Source organism: Nonomuraea sp. NPDC026600 (assembly GCF_040638335.1).
GTDB lineage: Bacteria > Actinomycetota > Actinomycetes > Streptosporangiales > Streptosporangiaceae > Nonomuraea.
Genome location: NZ_JBEZYD010000048.1, coordinates 78,528 through 93,630 on the forward strand (window position 1 = coordinate 78,528; position 15,103 = coordinate 93,630).

At 69.1% G+C, this 15,103-nt stretch carries 12 protein-coding genes and 2 pseudogenes; 7 read left to right on the forward strand and 7 right to left on the reverse strand.

Translation table 11 applies throughout. The features are described 5' to 3' along the window. Positions 1 to 19: 19 nt before the first annotated feature. From AB0F17_RS57870 to AB0F17_RS57880, 3 genes are read right to left on the reverse strand one after another with little or no spacing between them, the layout of a single operon-like run. Positions 20 to 1,480, reverse strand: coding sequence for an oligopeptide:H+ symporter (locus AB0F17_RS57870; RefSeq protein WP_358043248.1), 1,461 nt, complete (start codon positions 1,478 to 1,480; stop codon positions 20 to 22). Further along, on the reverse strand, positions 1,477 to 2,550 hold the full coding sequence (locus tag AB0F17_RS57875; RefSeq protein WP_358043251.1) for a beta-eliminating lyase-related protein: 1,074 nt from the start codon (positions 2,548 to 2,550) through the stop codon (positions 1,477 to 1,479). The genes AB0F17_RS57870 and AB0F17_RS57875 overlap by 4 nt, the downstream gene beginning before the upstream one ends. Continuing rightward, positions 2,529 to 3,791 (reverse strand): amidohydrolase, encoded by a 1,263-nt coding sequence (locus tag AB0F17_RS57880; protein WP_358043254.1) that lies wholly within the window; start codon positions 3,789 to 3,791, stop codon positions 2,529 to 2,531. Before AB0F17_RS57880 ends, AB0F17_RS57875 begins: the two co-directional genes overlap by 22 nt. Before the next feature lie 247 nt (positions 3,792 to 4,038). On the opposite strand from AB0F17_RS57880, the gene AB0F17_RS57885 reads away from it, so the two are divergent. Together AB0F17_RS57885 and AB0F17_RS57890 are read left to right on the forward strand one after the other, a co-directional pair. Beyond that, entirely contained in the window at positions 4,039 to 5,604 is a 1,566-nt protein-coding gene (locus AB0F17_RS57885; protein WP_358043257.1) for a GMC family oxidoreductase N-terminal domain-containing protein, read from the forward strand. Positions 5,605 to 5,618: 14 nt separating this feature from the next. After that, positions 5,619 to 7,050: pseudogene (locus AB0F17_RS57890) on the forward strand (aldehyde dehydrogenase family protein). Here AB0F17_RS57890 and AB0F17_RS57895 read toward each other — a convergent pair. Next, positions 7,043 to 7,825 (reverse strand): IclR family transcriptional regulator C-terminal domain-containing protein, encoded by a 783-nt coding sequence (locus tag AB0F17_RS57895; RefSeq protein WP_358043260.1) that lies wholly within the window; start codon positions 7,823 to 7,825, stop codon positions 7,043 to 7,045. The pseudogene AB0F17_RS57890 and the gene AB0F17_RS57895 overlap by 8 nt on opposite strands. A gap of 83 nt (positions 7,826 to 7,908) precedes the next feature. On the opposite strand from AB0F17_RS57895, the gene AB0F17_RS57900 reads away from it, so the two are divergent. The 3 genes and pseudogenes from AB0F17_RS57900 to AB0F17_RS57910 form a co-directional block, all read left to right on the forward strand. Then, positions 7,909 to 8,418: a DUF4863 family protein gene (locus AB0F17_RS57900; RefSeq protein ID WP_358043263.1), complete on the forward strand. Its 510-nt coding sequence runs from the start codon at positions 7,909 to 7,911 to the stop codon at positions 8,416 to 8,418. A 10-nt stretch (positions 8,419 to 8,428) separates the two neighbouring features. After that, on the forward strand, positions 8,429 to 9,142 hold the full coding sequence (locus AB0F17_RS57905; protein ID WP_358043266.1) for a nitroreductase: 714 nt from the start codon (positions 8,429 to 8,431) through the stop codon (positions 9,140 to 9,142). A gap of 141 nt (positions 9,143 to 9,283) precedes the next feature. Next, positions 9,284 to 9,415: pseudogene (locus tag AB0F17_RS57910) on the forward strand (serine hydroxymethyltransferase); the annotation flags it as partial. Positions 9,416 to 9,663: 248 nt separating this feature from the next. Here AB0F17_RS57910 and AB0F17_RS57915 read toward each other — a convergent pair. Continuing rightward, complete coding sequence (locus tag AB0F17_RS57915; protein ID WP_358043268.1) at positions 9,664 to 10,017, reverse strand: hypothetical protein; 354 nt, start codon at positions 10,015 to 10,017, stop codon at positions 9,664 to 9,666. Positions 10,018 to 10,259: 242 nt separating this feature from the next. On the opposite strand from AB0F17_RS57915, the gene AB0F17_RS57920 reads away from it, so the two are divergent. Together AB0F17_RS57920 and AB0F17_RS57925 are read left to right on the forward strand one after the other, a co-directional pair. Then, positions 10,260 to 10,679 carry a recombinase family protein gene (locus tag AB0F17_RS57920; RefSeq protein WP_358043276.1) on the forward strand — a complete coding sequence of 140 codons (420 nt, stop codon included), beginning with the start codon at positions 10,260 to 10,262 and terminating at the stop codon, positions 10,677 to 10,679. A 125-nt stretch (positions 10,680 to 10,804) separates the two neighbouring features. Then, the gene (locus AB0F17_RS57925) at positions 10,805 to 13,837 is read left to right on the forward strand and encodes a Tn3 family transposase (RefSeq protein ID WP_358043271.1); all 3,033 of its coding nucleotides are present in this window, start codon (positions 10,805 to 10,807) and stop codon (positions 13,835 to 13,837) included. A 224-nt stretch (positions 13,838 to 14,061) separates the two neighbouring features. Here AB0F17_RS57925 and AB0F17_RS57930 read toward each other — a convergent pair whose 3' ends face one another. Beyond that, positions 14,062 to 14,673 (reverse strand): nitroreductase family protein, encoded by a 612-nt coding sequence (locus AB0F17_RS57930; RefSeq protein ID WP_358043279.1) that lies wholly within the window; start codon positions 14,671 to 14,673, stop codon positions 14,062 to 14,064. Between the two features lie 203 nt (positions 14,674 to 14,876). Next, the gene (locus AB0F17_RS57935; protein ID WP_358043274.1) at positions 14,877 to 15,023 is read right to left on the reverse strand and encodes a hypothetical protein; all 147 of its coding nucleotides are present in this window, start codon (positions 15,021 to 15,023) and stop codon (positions 14,877 to 14,879) included. Positions 15,024 to 15,103 lie beyond the last annotated feature (80 nt).

Sequence of the window (15,103 nt, forward strand, 5' to 3'; positions counted from 1 at the left end):
TTTCCTGCCGGCGCTGATCTCAGCGAGCGCCGGCCATCATCTTCTTGGTCCAGGGAATGGTCAGCGCGAACAACGCGCCGACCAGGATCGAGGCGATACCGGAGATCGAGAAGTAGCCGGTCTCACCGGCGGGGGAATAGAGCGCGGCGAGGGCGCCGGCCGCGGCCGAGCCCGCCGCGGTGGACAAGAACCACAGGGCCACCATCTGGGTGCGGAACGCCTGGGGCGCGAGCTTGGTGGACAGTGACAGCTGTACGGGCGACACGAAGAGCTCGGCCAGGGTGAAGACCAGCAGGATCCCGGCGAGTGCGAGCGGCGGGTTGACCGCGCCGTGGCTCGCGGCCATCGGCGTGAAAAGCAGGAACGAGACGCCGATGCAGAGGATGCCGACCAGGAATTTCACCGGGGTCGAAGGTTCGCGCGGACCGAGTCTCGTCCACAGCGACACCAGCAGCGGCGTACAGAGAATGACGAAGACCGGCACCGCGGAGTTGAAGAATTCCGGCGGCATGGCGAAGCCGAGGACCCGCAGATCGACGCGGGTCGCGGCGTAGATCTGCAGGACGGTGAACTGTTGCTGGTAAAGCGTCCAGAACACGCAGTTGACCAGGAACATCGGGATGAGCGCATAAAGCCGGCGCCGCTCCTCCCCGGTGACCTTGCCGCTGCGCAGCATGGTCACGAAGTAGCCCACGATGAGGCCCAGCAGCACGACGGTGACGATGGTCGCCAGGTGCCGCACCGACAGCACACCGGTCACCGCACCCGCCGCGACCAGGACCGCGATCAGCGTGCCGACGCCCAAAGCCCGCATCGCGCCGGCCCGCGACAGCGGATCGGGCACGACGCGCCCGCGTGCGTGCAGGTTCTTTCGCCCGGCCGCGTAGATGGTCAGTCCGATGGCCATGCCGATCGCGGCCAGCCCGAACCCGTAGTGGAAGCCCAGCCGCGTCCGGGTCAGCCCGGTGAGGATCGGCCCGGCCAGGGCTCCGGCGTTGAGCCCCATGTAGAAGAGCAGGAAACCACGGTCACGGCGCCGGTCCCGAGCGTCGTAGAGCGACCCCACCAGCGAGGTCACGTTGCCCACCTGGCCGCCGCTGCCCAGGACCAGCAGGCACAGCCCGATCCAGACTCCCGTCAGTCCGGGGACGACGGCGAGGCAGACGTGCCCGAGCAGGATCAGCACCGCGCTGCAGAGCAGCGTCCGCTCGGAGCCCAGCAGCCGGTCGGCGACCCAGCCGCCGAAGACCGTCGACAGGTACACCAGGCCGCCGTAGGCGCCGACGACGGAGGTGGCCGCCGCCATCGACAGGCCGAGCCCTCCCTCGGACACCGAGAAGAACAGGTAGTACAGCAGGACGACCTGCATGCCGTAGAAGGAGAACCGCTCCCACATCCCGACACCGGTCAGCGTCGCCAGCCCGCGGGGTTGGCCGAGAAACGTCTTCGGCGCGTCTTGTTCGGCAGTGGTCGCCGTCATGGTGATGCACTTCCTTCGAGGAGGGCCGCCCGCAACAGCAGGGAGTCGATGTCGGCGAGCTCTGTGTCGTACGAACAGACGAACCGGACGAGATCGGCCTGCTCGTCCCAGACGTGGAACCGGAACTCATCGGCCAACGGCATGCGCATCGCCGGCGGCATCGTGGCGAACACGGCGTTGGCCTGCACCGGATACGCGATACGCACGCCCGGCACCTGGGCGATCCGCTCGGCGAGATACGACGCCGCCGCGTTGGCCGTCGCCGCGTTGCGGCGCCAGAGATCGCCGGTGAGCAGCGCGACGAACTGTGCCCCGAGGAAGCGCATCTTGGACGCCAGTTGCGTCGACTGCTTGCGCACGTATCGGTAGTCGCGGGCCGCGGCGGCTCCAGCCGGGGTCGCGCCGAACACCACGGCGTCGCCGAAGAGCATCCCGTTCTTGGTGCCTCCGAAGGAGACCACGTCGACACCGGCTCCGGTGCTCACCTCCGCCAGTGAGCAGTTCAGCGAAGCCGCCGCGTTCGCCAGCCGGGCACCGTCCATGTGCACCACCCACCCGCGCAAGTGCGCCCATTCGGCCAGTGCGGCGACCTGGTCGGGCCGGTAAACGGTGCCGAGCTCGGAGGCGTTGGTGAGCGACAGCACGGCGGGCACGATCTGGTGCTCGCCACGCCCGCCCGGCCCGATCGCGGCCTCGACGGCCTCAGGGGTCAGCAGACCGCGCTCGGCCGGAACCGGGAGCACGGTGCTGCCGGTGAAGCGGACCGGCGCCCCGCACTCGTCGGTGTGGAGATGCGCGTCGGACGAGCACACCACCGCCTGATGCGGCCGCAGGATCGAGGCGAGCGCCGAGACGTTGGCGCCGGTGCCGTTGAACACCAGGAAGGCCTGGCTGCCCCGGCCGAAGTTCTCGGCGAGCATGGCCTCCGCCCGCGCGGTCCACGCGTCGCCCCCGTACGCGGGTGCGTGCCCGCTGTTGGCCTCGGTGATCGCGGCCAGCACCAGGGAATGCGCGCCGGCGGCGTTGTCGCTGCTGAACCCCCGCCCGGTCATGGCGTGCCGCCCAGCCATTGCAGGGATGCCGTCACCAGCGCGATGACCCCGGTGCCGAGGGTGGGCTGGATGACGGGCGCGAACAGCGGCGAGTGGTTGGACGGGATCTCCTCCTCCAGCACGCCCGCCGCCTCCGCCGCCGCGTACGCCTGCAGGTCGGCGCCGCCCAGGGCCCAGAACACATAGGGCGCGCCGGCGGCCGCACCGAACTCGCCGAAGTCCTCGCTGCCCATGATCGGCGCGATCTCCCGTACGGCGTCCGCGCCCAACCGCGCGCGCAGGCCGCGCACCACCCGCTCGGTCGCGGCCTCGTCGTTCACGGTCGGAGTGAAGCCGAACAGCTCGGCGAACTCCGGCGGCTTGGGGGAGCCGGACGCGACGCACTCGGCCTCGATGACGCGCCGGACCGAGGACAGCACCCGCGCGCTCACCTCCCGGTCGAAGGTGCGGACACTGAGCTTGAGGTCGGCGTGGTCGCTGATGATGTTCGCCGCGGTGCCGGCGTTGATCGCGCCGACGGTCAGCACCGCCTGCTCGTGCGCGGCCACCTCGCGGGAGACGATGGTCTGCAGCCGCATCACCACCGAGGCCGCGAGCACCACCGGGTCGACCCCGGCCTCCGGCCGCGAGCCGTGCGCCCCCCGGCCGAACAGCCGGACCTCGTAACCGTCGGAGGCGGCCAGGATCGGACCGGCGCGGTAACCGATCGTGCCCGCCAGGAAGGGGAACACGTGCTGGCCCAGCACCACGTCCGGCTTCCCCGTGAGCTCGAAGAGCCGCTCGGCGATCATCCGCTTCGCCCCGCCCCGGCCCTCCTCCGCGGGCTGGAACAGGGCCACCAGCGTGCCGGACCAGTGCTCCCGCGAGGAGGACATGAGATGTGCCGCGCCGAGCAGGCAGGTCACGTGCATGTCGTGGCCGCAGGCGTGCATCAGCGGAACGATCTCACCCATCTCACCGGTCGTGGTCGCCGTGCTCGCGTAGTCGAGGCCGGTCTTCTCCTCGACCGGGAGGGCGTCCATGTCCGCGCGCAGCATCACGGTCGGGCCGTCGCCGTTGCGCAGCAGGCCCACCACGCCGGTGACACCGACGTGCTCGGTGACCGTGAAGCCGCATTCGCGCAGGCGCCCCGCGACGATCGCGGCCGTGCGGTGCTCGGTGTAGGCCAGCTCCGGGTGCGCGTGCAGGTCCCGGTAGAGATCCTCCAACCCCGGCACGATCTCGGGCAGCGATGTCAGGACGTCTTCTTCTCGGGGCATCTTGCTCCCTCCGGCAGCGGGCACCGCCGTAGAAAATGTTCGATTGTCGCACGAATGTGCGATGATGGAGAGAGCGTAAGTCCAGGATGTCCGGATCGCAATGGGCAGATGAACGGAAGTTCTCATCACACTCCGTCATTAGCGCCCGTCAAATAGGCCGTTGCGCATGGGGCGCGTCACGTCGTACGGTGGCCTGGCCATAGACACGAACTTTGGTTCGTTAATCGAACACACCGCAGGAGGGGTCATGAACAGGACGCGTTGGGATGTGATCGTGGTGGGGGCAGGGTCTTCGGGGGCAGCGCTCGCGGCACGCTTGGCCGCCCAGGACAAACGGGTTCTGCTCCTCGAAGCCGGCCCGGATTACCGTTCGCGGGACATGCCCGAGGTCTGGCGTTCGCCGAATCCGATGCGCGCGCTGATGGACCCGGCGGCGACGGAACGCCTCGTCTGGCAGGGGTTGCAGGCGACGCGCACCGACCGGCAGGCGCCGGCGCCGTTCTGGCGAGGCCGCGGAGTCGGTGGCAGCTCGGCGGTCAACGGTCAGATCGCCATCCGCCCCCCGATGGCGGATTTCGCGGACTGGGCGCGTATGGGCTGCTCGGGCTGGTCCCCGCGGGACGTGCTGCCGTACTTCGCGCGACTCGAGGACGACGAGGAGTTCGGCGACGAGTCCTACCACGGGCGTGGCGGCCCGATCCCGATCTACCGGACGCCGCAGGCGGCCTGGGGCGCGGTGGACCACGCCCTGCACGAGGCGGCGCGCGCGGCCGGGTACGGCTGGGCGCCCGACGTGAACGCCCCAGGTGCCAGCGGGGTTTCGCCCTATCCCATCAACTCCCGCTTCGGCCGCCGGGTGACGACCAACGACGCCTACCTGGAACCGGCACGGGACCTCGGCACGCTCACCGTCCGAGGTGACGCGCTCGTCGACAAGGTCATCATCTCCGGCGGCCGGGCGGTCGGCGTGCGGGTCCTCGCGGACGGCGAGCTGACCAGCGAGTACGCGGACCTCGTCGTGCTGAGCGCCGGCACGGTCCACTCGCCGGCGGTCCTGCTGCGCTCGGGCGTCGGCCCGGCGGACCGGTTGCGGTCGCTGGGCGTCGACGTGGTCGCCGACCTGCCTGTCGGGCAGGGGCTGCAGGACCATCCCGTGGTCTTCATCGGCATTCCGCTCGACGAGGCCTCGGCGGTCAAGAGCCCCGATGCCCGGCACACCAACGTGTGCATCCGCTACACTAGCGACGATCCGGCCGGGCAGGAGAACGACATCCTCGTCATGGCGGGGAACCAGAACGTCTTGGCCATGGAGATCGCCGAGCTGCACTTCGGCGCCGGCGCCTTCGGCTTGTGGGTCAACCAGGTCTACTCCCGCGGCTCCGTCGGCCTGGTCTCGGCCGATCCCACGGTCCAGCCAGAGGTCCACGAGCGGATGCTCTCCGACGAGCGTGACCTGCGTCGGATGCGTACCGCGACGAGGCAGCTCATGGACCTGGTGCGCAGCAAGGAAGTCGAATCGATCACGGCGTTCTCGCCCGACCGGCTCAACACGGCGCTGCTCGCCGTCCTCGACGACGACGCCGCACTGGACGACTACCTGCTCGCCACCGCGTTCGACGCCCAGCACGCGACGAGCACCTGCCGCATGGGCGACCCGGACGAGGACTCCACGGTGGTCGACCCCGCCTGCCGCGTGCTCGGCGTGGACGGGCTCCGCGTCGTGGACGCCTCGATCTTCCCAACGGTGCCCCGCGCCAACACCAACCTCGCGGCGATCATGGCCGGCGAGCTGATCGCCGACCTTCTGGACTGAACAGTGACGGAACAATGAGGAGAACGAGCGTGACACCGCTGCGCAACTTCATCGGCGGCACGTGGGTCGAGTCCGCCGACCCCGCCAGGCTGGAGGTGGTGAATCCGGCGACGGAGGAGGCCGTCGCCCGGTTTCCCGCCGGATCGCCGCTGGATGTGAACAAGGCCGTCGCCGCGGCCACGGTGGCACAACCGGAATGGCACGCGTATCCGGTCGCGGAACGCGTACGTCTGGTGGAGGCATGGGCGGACGGCATCGCCGAGCACGCCGCCGAGCTGGCCGAGCTCGAATGCCAGGAGATGGGCAAGCCGGCCGCGGCCGGCCGCTTCTTCGTGGCGGGTGGCGTCGCCGCGCTCAAGGCGAGCCTGGCCGACGCCGCCACCTACTCCTTCGAGACGTCCATCGTGCACGAGGGAGGCGGAACCACCCGGATCATCCGCAATCCCCTTGGGGTCGCGGCCGTCATCACGCCATGGAACTTCCCGATCGCCGCGGTGCTCTCAGCCGTCGGCGCCCTGCTGGCCGCAGGGAACACCATCGTCGTCAAACCGTCGGAGAAGTCACCCCTGTCGACGGCCCGCCTGTTCGAGCTGCTGACGCTGCCGCCCGGAGTCGCGAACCTCGTCCTCGGCGACGGACGGGCCGGCGAACCCCTGACCGAGCATCCCGGCGTCGGCCTGATCCACTTCACCGGCTCGGTCCCGGTCGGCCGCGCGGTCGGCGCGAAGGCCGGCCACGGGCTGCGCCGGGCGCTTCTGGAGCTCGGCGGCAAGGACCCGGTCATTGTCGACACCGGCGTCGACCCCGTCGTCACCGCCCGAGCCGTGGCCCACGGAGCGTTCGTCAACACGGGGCAGATCTGCACCTCGATGGAACGGATCTACGTCCACCGCGACATCGCCACCCCGTTCATCGACGCGCTGGTCACGGCGGCGGAGACCTACACGCTCGGCGACGGTGACGACGAGGCGAAGCTGCTGGGCCCGCTGGTCGACGCACGCCAGCGCGACCTCGTGCACGCCCATGTCACCAACGCCGTGGCACACGGGGCCAAGGTGCACACCGGAGGCGTGCTTCCAGGTGGCAAGGGCTTCTACTACCCGCCCACGGTCCTGACCGATGTGGACGACACGATGCTCGTCATGACCGAGGAGACCTTCGGCCCGCTCGCGCCGGTGCGACTCGTTCGAGGACGGGCTGCGGCTCGCCGGACGGTCGCGGTTCGGGCTGGCCGCGACGATCTACACGAACAACCCCGCGCACGCGAAGGCCGCCGAAACCCTCCCCGCCGGGATCATCTGGATCAACCAATGGCAGGGCGGCGGCCCGGACCGCGTCTTCGAACCCGCCGGCGACAGCGGAGTCGGCGCCGTCGGCGGTCACGCCGCCTACGACGCCGCCACCCGCCCCTCAGCGATCCACCGGGAGCCCGGCCTTGTCACATGAGCTGGTGGTGGAGCTCCTCGGCGGCTTCCCTCAAGACCTTGAGGACATCGCCGTGCATGACCTCCGGGGAGATCTGCTCGATCCGGCATCCGACGTGGAGTGCGGCGATCGTACGGTCGTCCCAGCGGCGCAGCGGCACGGCGATCGAGTGGGCGCCGCGTTCCACGTCGTCGGCCACGTAGCTGTAGCCGTCGCGCAGGACGCGGTCGAGAACCTCACCCGAGGGAGCGTCGGGGACCTGCGCCAGCTTGGCCGCGCGTTCCTCCGGCGGCAGGTGCGCGAGAAGCACCTTGCCCAGCGAGGAGATCGCGGCCGGGGTGCGGTAGCCGATCCCGCTGCCGATCTGGAGCAACCGGTTCGGCACGGAACGGGCGATCATCACGGCGTCCGGGCCGTCGAGCACCGCGACGGAACACGCCTCGCCCAACTCCCCGCAGATCCGGTCGCACACCGGCTGCATGATCACACCTGCCACGTTCGACGTGAGATAGCCGCTGGCCAGACGGAGGACGCGCGGTGTGAGCTCGTACGTGCGGCCGTCCACCACGAGAAAGCCGAGATGCTCCAGCGTCAGAACCGCCCGCCGCACCGTCGCCCGCGACAGGTCCAGCTCGCGCGCGAGGTCGGCCTGCGTGAGACGCCGCCGGTCGGGCCCGAACGCCGACAGCACCGCCAGACCCCGTGCCAGCGCCTCGGAGAAGTCCGCCGCGTTCGGCGCGTTCGCGAGCTGGCGTTCCTGCCGCTCCGCGTGGTCCTTGTCCGCCAGACGTCCCATGCCGCCATCCCTCCCGATCATCACAGCTCCGCCTCACAGTATCTCTTGAACCTCTGTGCGGCAATCGAACGCAAGGAGTTTCCATGACTTCCCCGCACGACCTGATCGAGCGCAGCATCCCGTTCCTCGACGAGATCAAGAACCGCACCGCCGGTGAGGACCTCGAGATCTGGCTCAACGAGACCTACGGTCCGGGCACGCCGTTGTACGACGACCTCGCTCGCATGATCAACGACGGCGTCCGTGACGGGTGGGCGGCCAACATCGAAGTCGACGGCCCCAAGTACCGGCGCAGCCGGATCGCCGAACCGAGCGAGGAACTGAACTACTTCAGCATCACGGCCGTGTACATGGACAGCCAGGAGCCCTACCGCGGGCAGTACCACCAGCATCCCTACGGCGAGCTCAACGTCGTCATCCCGCTCGACCCCGGCGCCCGGCTCATCGGCCCGCGAGGATGGACGGGCGCGGGCTGGACCGCGCCCGGGCCCAGCAGCCACCATTACCCCGAGGTCAAGGGGGGCGCGCTGATCGCCCTGTTCTACCTGCCCGCCGGGCGCATCTCGTACGACATCACCCCACCCGCCGCCTGAGATGCGACCCGTGGACGAACTGACGATGTCCGCGGCGACGGTCGAGGAGGCGCTGCTCGGCCGTCGTAGCGTGCGCGCCTTCCTGCCGAAGGCCGTCCCGCGGGCCGAGATCGACCGGCTGCTGGCCCTGGCCGCTCGTTCGGCCAGCAACGCCAACACCCAGCCCTGGCACGTGCACGTCATCACCGGTGCGGCCAAGCGTCGCCTCAGCGCCGCGGTCCTCCGCGCGCACGACGACGGCGAGCGGGTGCCGGAGACCGAATACCCGTACCAGCCCCGGCCCGACGAGTGGGCGGAGCCGTACCTGTCACGCCGACGCCGCTTCGGGGAGGGCCTGTATCGCGACACGCTCGGCTTCGCCCCGGAGGACACGGCGGGCAGGCTCAGCCATCACCGGCGCAACTACGAGTTCTTCGGCGCACCGGTCGGGATCATCCTCACCGTCAGCCGGCATCCCCTCGCGGGGGCACTCGTGGACGCCGGCCTGTTCCTGCAAGCGCTCATGCTCGCGGCCCGGGAGGCCGGCCTGGACACCTGCTCGCAGGCGTCGTTCATCGACTTCTATCCGGTGCTGCGCGAACACCTGCGCATACCCGAGGAGCACATCGTCGTCTGCGGGCTCGCACTGGGGCATGCCGACCCCGACCACCACCTCAATCGGCACCGCACCCCACGAGAACCGGTCAATTCCTTCAGCACCTTCTACGGCGATGAACTCGCATAGTTCCTCACCAACTGAATATCGCGCCGTATCTACCGGAGCGGGAGAGCCCTCGCCTGCCTGTCGCGGCGAGGCGCCGAAGGAGCAACTCTCCCTAAAAACATCCTCGCCGGACGGCTGCTCGCCGACGACGTCCGAGCGGCGGGCATCACCGTCAACCGCAACGCCGCCCCATTCGACCCGCGGCCCTCGATAATCTCCTCCGGTCGACCCATCGGTATCCCGGCGCGCGCCACGCGCGGATTCGGCCCCGCGGAGTTCGCCGATATCATCGCGACCACCCTGGTCACCCCGCCCACCGGCCGGCTACTGGCCGACCCGCGCTCCCGGATCGCCACGGTGGCGAGCGCGGGTACGTGAGCGGCGGCACTGGCCGCCAAATGGGCTCTGATCTGCGAGAGCCAGACCTGATCAGCGAACGCGGCGCCGGTTGGCGGGGTCGTGCTCGGCGGTGATGCGGGCGGAGGTTTCCTAGCCGAGGCGGACGTAGCGGCCGAGGCTGGTCATGGCATGGGGGCTACGGTTCAGTACTGCCAGTGCGAGTAGATCCAGCCCGAAGGGATGCGGTATCCCGCCCTGATCCTCCAGATGTCCTTGGGCACGTTCGCGCTCGAACTGGTCCCCACTGTGGTGCCGAGCGTTCCGAAGGTCCCGTCGTAGTACTCGTATTCGATCATGGCGAAGCGGCCGTCGGGCCTGCCGTTCCAGATCCAGGTCCAGGCCACGGCCCCGTTGGCCGGGTCGTTGTCGAACTGCCCCTGGATGTCCTGCCAGGTGAAGGTGGTGACGGCCGCGGCGGGTCCTACGGTGAGGGTCGTCGCGGCGACGGCCACCACCATCATGGTGGCGGTGGCGCGGGCCAGGCTCGTGAGTGTCATCGCGTTTCCCTTGCTTTCCGGACTCGCTCGACCGCAGGAGTGCGGACGGAAAGCGCCGTGTCCGTATCTTCGGCCGTCGTGGCGGGCCGTGCTTGCGTCACATGACTGCATGCCTGTCGTGAGACCGCGGCCGGCCCGGCCCGATCCAGACCCCCGCCGACCGCGGGCCAGGCCAGCCGTGGCGGCCCGGCACCCCGCCGCCCGCCCCCGGCCATGCCGATCGGCCCGCGGCCGACATCCGCATCGGCTACGCCCGCTGCTCCTCCCTCACCCAAGAGCTGCAATCCCAGCTCGACGCCCTGACCGCGCACTGCATCGGCCGCGACAAGATCTTCTCCGAGAAGATCTTCACCCGCGTCAGAGTCCGGCCCGAGTTCGAGAAGGCCCTGGCCGCCGCCCGGCAGATCAAAGCGCACGCCCCGCACTGCCGCGTCATCCTGACCGTGTACGAGATGAAGCGGATCGGCCGCGACGCCGACGAGCTCACTGCCCTGGCCGACCACCTCACCGCGCACGGCCTGGTCCTGGAGATGCTCGCCGGGATCTACGATCCGGCCGGGCCCGGCCGGATGCTGTTCGCATTCTTCGCCGCCATGGCCGAGACCGAACGCGAAGCGACCTTGGAGGGGCTGGACGCCGCGGCCCGCAAGGGGTCCCGGTAGTCCTGTCGAAGAATCCAACAGATATAGCTCTGACCTGTGGTGATGCCGGGGTCGGCGTGGGGCTCTGAGATCGTTTCCGCTACGTTCTGTACCGGTTTGTCCGGTCTAGAGCGTGGGGTGGTTCGGTGTCGGAGAAGATGTTCTCCCGCGAGCAGTTGGAGCAGTTGCGGTCGTTCCCGGATATCGGCCGCGATGAGTTGATCACGCACTTCACGTTGACGCCCGCGGATGTGGCGTTCGTGGATCCGGGTCGGGGACGAGGCCCGGCCGATCGGCTCGGGATGGCCGTGATGGTCGCGACGCTGCCCTGGCTGGGGTTTGTGCCCGATGAGGTGAGTGCGGCTCCGCCGGAGGCGGTGTCCCGGCTGGCGACCGCGTTGGGCCTGTATCCAGGGGCGCTGCGGGGATACGGGCAGCGAGCCCAGACCCGGTCCGACCACGTGGGCCAGGTCGCCAAGTACCTGGGCTGGAAACAGGCCGCGACCGACAGCCAGGAGATGAAGGAACTGGAGCAGTTCCTGCAGGACAGGGCCATGGAGCACGACTCCCCGACGTTGTTGTTCAATCTGGCTCGCGAGTATCTGATGTCGGCGAAGGTGATTCGGCCCGGGGCGATCGCGTTGGCGAAGATGGTCGGCACGGCCCGGGCGGCGGCGGGAGAGTTGACTTCGCACAAGGTGGCCCACTTGCTGACCGAGCAGGTGCGTTCGGATGTGGATCTGCTGCTGAAGGTCGATGCCGGGCTGGGGTGTACGCGGTTGGAGTGGCTGACCAAACCCGCGACCGAGGCCTCGGCGACGGCGGTGAAGACCTCCATCGACAAGCTGGCGTGGCTGCGCGCGATGGACGCGCGCTTGCTGGATCTGTCGGTGCTGCCGAACGAACGGCGCCGGTTCCTGGCCCAGGTGGCGCGCCGCTCCACCAATCAGGGGTTGGAGCGGCGCCGGGAACGCCGGTATCCGATCTTGCTGGCGTTCGTCGCCCAGGCCGCGATCGACCAGCTGGATGAGGTGGTGGCGTTGTTCGACCAAGCCGTCTCGGCGCGAGAGTCGCGGGCGAAGACCAAGACCGATGAGGCGCTGGTGGAGCGGGCCAAGACCGGGGAGGCCCGGCAGCTGCTGCTACAGGTGATCTTGCCGGTGCTGGCCAACCCCGGGGTCCCCGACGAGCAGGTCGGCGGCCTGTTGCGGGAGCGGATCGGGATGGGGAGGCTGCGGGAGGTGACCACAGGCGGGTGGAAGGCGCTGCCCAAGGACCACGGCCGCCTGTCGGAGATGGCCTCCTCCTACTCCTACCTGCGGCAGTTCACCCCGCTGGTGCTGGCGGCGATCGACTTCCACGGCGGGCCGGGCACAACCGAGCTGATGGGCGCGGTGGCGGTGTTGAAGGAGCTGAACCGCACTGGTGGCCGTAAGGTCCCCGAGGGCGCGCCGCTGTCGTTCGTGCCCACCCGCTACGCCGACTACCTGGAGAAGGCCCGCAAGGCGGGCGATGACACCGCCTTTCGCCACTACTGGGAGTTGTGCGTGCTGCTGGCGTTGCGGGACGGGTTGCGCAGCGGGGATGTGTTCGTGCCGGGCTCGCGCCGATACGCCGACCCCTCCACCTACCTGTACACCCCCGAGCAATGGGAGCCGCGCCGGGCGGAGTTCTGCCAGCTGGTCCGCAAACCGGGCAAGGCGAGCGACGCGCTGGAGCAAGGCAAGGAGGAACTGCACGCCGCCCTGGCGGATCTGGAGACGGTCCTGGCCGGCGCCCTGCCCGATGACACCGGCGCGGTCCGCCTGGACGACGACGATCATCTGGTGATCCCGCCGCTGTCGGCCGAGGACATCCCGGCCGAGGCCAAGGAGCTCAAAGACGAGCTGGCCGGGATGCTGCCGTTCGCGCCGATCGCCTCCTTGCTCATCGAATTGGACGCGCGCACCGGGTTCCTGGACTGCTTCACCCACGCCGGCGGCAAGAAGCTGGCCACCTCGGCCGAGCTCAAGCGAAACATCCTGGCGGTGCTCATCAGCCAGGCCACGAACTTGGGGTTGGTCAAGATGAGTGAGGCGTGCGGCATCTCCTACGACACCCTCGCCTGGACGATGGAGTGGTACGTGCGGGAGGAGACGCTGCGTGAGGCCAACACCTGCGTGGTGGATCACCACTACGGGCTGGCGCTGGCCAAGGTATTCGGTGGCGGCACCATGTCCTCCTCCGACGGCCAACGCTTCCCGGTGCGCGGCAAGAGCGTGACCGGGCGGACCATGACCATCCACGGCGGGCAGGTGCTGTCCACCTACACCCACGTGTCGGACCAGTGGTCGACCTACGGCACGAAGATCATCGTGCCGACGGCGCGGGAGGGCCACTTCGCCCTGGACGAGTTCCTCGGCAACGCCACCGACCTGCCGATCGTCGAACACGCGACCGATACGCACGGGGCCACGCTCATTAACTTTGCCCTCTTCGACTTGGTGGGCAAGGCGCTGACCCCGCGGATGCGGGACCTGACCCGCGTCACCCTGGTGCGCGACGACACCCCGACCGAGATCGGCAAGCTGTATCCGCACGCTGGTCCGCTGCTCGGAGCGCGGTGGAATGAGGCCCTGGTCGCCGAGATGTGGCCGGACCTGCTGCGGATGGCGGGGTCGTTGAAGTTCGGGCAGGCCACCGCTTCGTTGATCGTCGGCAAGTGGTCGGCGGCCTCCCGGCAGAACACCCTGGCCACCGCGCTGAAGGAGTGGGGGATGCTGCGCCGTACGATCCACACCGCGAAGTATCTGTCGGATCCGGCGTACCGCAGGAAGATCACCCGCCAGCTGAACAAGGGCGAGTCCCTGCACGCGCTGCGCCGCGATCTGCACTACGCCCAGCAGGGCATCGTCACCAAGGCGCACCTGTCCCAGCAGACCGAACAGGCGTGGTGTTTGACCGTGCTGACCAACTGTGTCGTGACGTGGACAACAGAATATTATTCTAAAGCGGTCATTGACCTGCGGGGCCAGGGCCGCGACGTTCCCGACGACGTGCTTGCCCACATTTCACCCGGGCACAGTGACAATATCAACTTCTTCGGGGCGATCCACGTGGATGTGGAGGCGGAGCTGGCCAAGCTGAGTGACGGCTGGCGGCCGCTGCGCCCCGCCCAGCTACGGGAGCTGGGCCTGTGAACAGCCGATCCGGGCACGGTTGTGATCTGACGGAAGCGCTCGATCACTGCGGCGAAGACCAGGTTAGTGGTCGGGGTCGACGCTCTGGACGCGGCAGGAGAGTCGGATGGCGAAGGCGGCGATGGCAGCGAGGTCGGGCTGGTAGCCGTCGGAGGTGTCCACGGTGAGGGTGGGCAGGTCGAGGGAGATCGGGACGAACGTTTATGAGAGCGGCAAGAGCGTAATTATTGCGGCGTAGACCTGCGCAGGGGCTCGGTCTCAGCGCGCGGAGCCGAGGTTTGAGCTCTCCCAGAGGGCGGCGGGATCATAAGAATCGCGGGCCGCGCCGCCGACCAGGGGATCTTGTATGTGGATTTCGGCTTACGTTCGTGAGATCTACCAGTAATCCCAGTGCGCGACCTCGGCGACGGGGACGCGGTGGGCGGGCTTGACTGCGTGCCGATCGTCCAGGCGATGGGGATGAGCGCGCATTGGACAGTTGTCTCGTACGGCAGGCCGAGGAGCGTGGCCGCCTGGCGTTCGTGGTTGAGGTGCGGGGTGGTCCAGACGGTGCCGAGCCCTCGGCTGCGGGCTGCCAGCATGAAGCTCCACACGGCGGGCAGCACCGAGCCCCAGGTTCCGGCCTGTGTTGCCGGATCGTCGAGTTCGGCCCGCGATCCGACCTGGATGCAGGGCACCAGCAGGACGGGTACCTGGTCCAGGATGTCGACGAGGTGGTGCAGGCTGTCGGCGATAGTGTGCCAGCCTGCCTCGGCGGTGTAATCATGGCGGCTGGGGCCGTCGTGAGGTTGCGGAGCGGCGGGGCTGGCCAGGCCGCGCCGCCACAGGTCGGCCAGGGCGCGTCGCTGGGCGGGGTCGGCGACGAAAGAGGAAGTCCCAGCGTTGCCGGTTGCGTCCGCTGGGCGCCTGCTGGGCCAGGCGGGTGCAGTCGAGGAGTACCTCGCGCGGGACGGGCTTGGTCACGTCCAGCCTGCGTCGTACCGCGCGGGTGGTGCTGAGTAGTTCGTCTGGGGTGAGGTCCAGCGGGGGGTGGTGTGTTTCAGGCTGGGACATGGTCGCTCCTGAGGGGATTGTGGCGGTCGCGTTCGGGGTCGACGAGCAGGGCGAACAGCACGCCGGCGACGGCGAGCAGGATGCCGCTGAGGAGGAAGGCGGTGGTGTAGCCGGCCTCGGTGTGGAACGCCACGTAATTCCCCTGGGGTTCGTTGCAGGTTATTCCCCCAGGTCCTAGCCTTGATCCTTTTCTAGTGGGTGTCGGGTTTGTCT

Coding starts and splice junctions, on each gene's coding strand:
- AB0F17_RS57880 (WP_358043254.1), bottom strand. CDS start 3,791: ATGCCCCGAGAAGAAGACGTCCTGACATCGCTGCCCGAGATCGTGCCG.
- AB0F17_RS57895 (WP_358043260.1), bottom strand. CDS start 7,825: ATGGGACGTCTGGCGGACAAGGACCACGCGGAGCGGCAGGAACGCCAG.
- AB0F17_RS57870 (WP_358043248.1), bottom strand. CDS start 1,480: ATGACGGCGACCACTGCCGAACAAGACGCGCCGAAGACGTTTCTCGGC.
- AB0F17_RS57900 (WP_358043263.1), top strand. CDS start 7,909: ATGACTTCCCCGCACGACCTGATCGAGCGCAGCATCCCGTTCCTCGAC.
- AB0F17_RS57885 (WP_358043257.1), top strand. CDS start 4,039: ATGAACAGGACGCGTTGGGATGTGATCGTGGTGGGGGCAGGGTCTTCG.
- AB0F17_RS57875 (WP_358043251.1), bottom strand. CDS start 2,550: ATGGCTGGGCGGCACGCCATGACCGGGCGGGGGTTCAGCAGCGACAAC.
- AB0F17_RS57915 (WP_358043268.1), bottom strand. CDS start 10,017: ATGACACTCACGAGCCTGGCCCGCGCCACCGCCACCATGATGGTGGTG.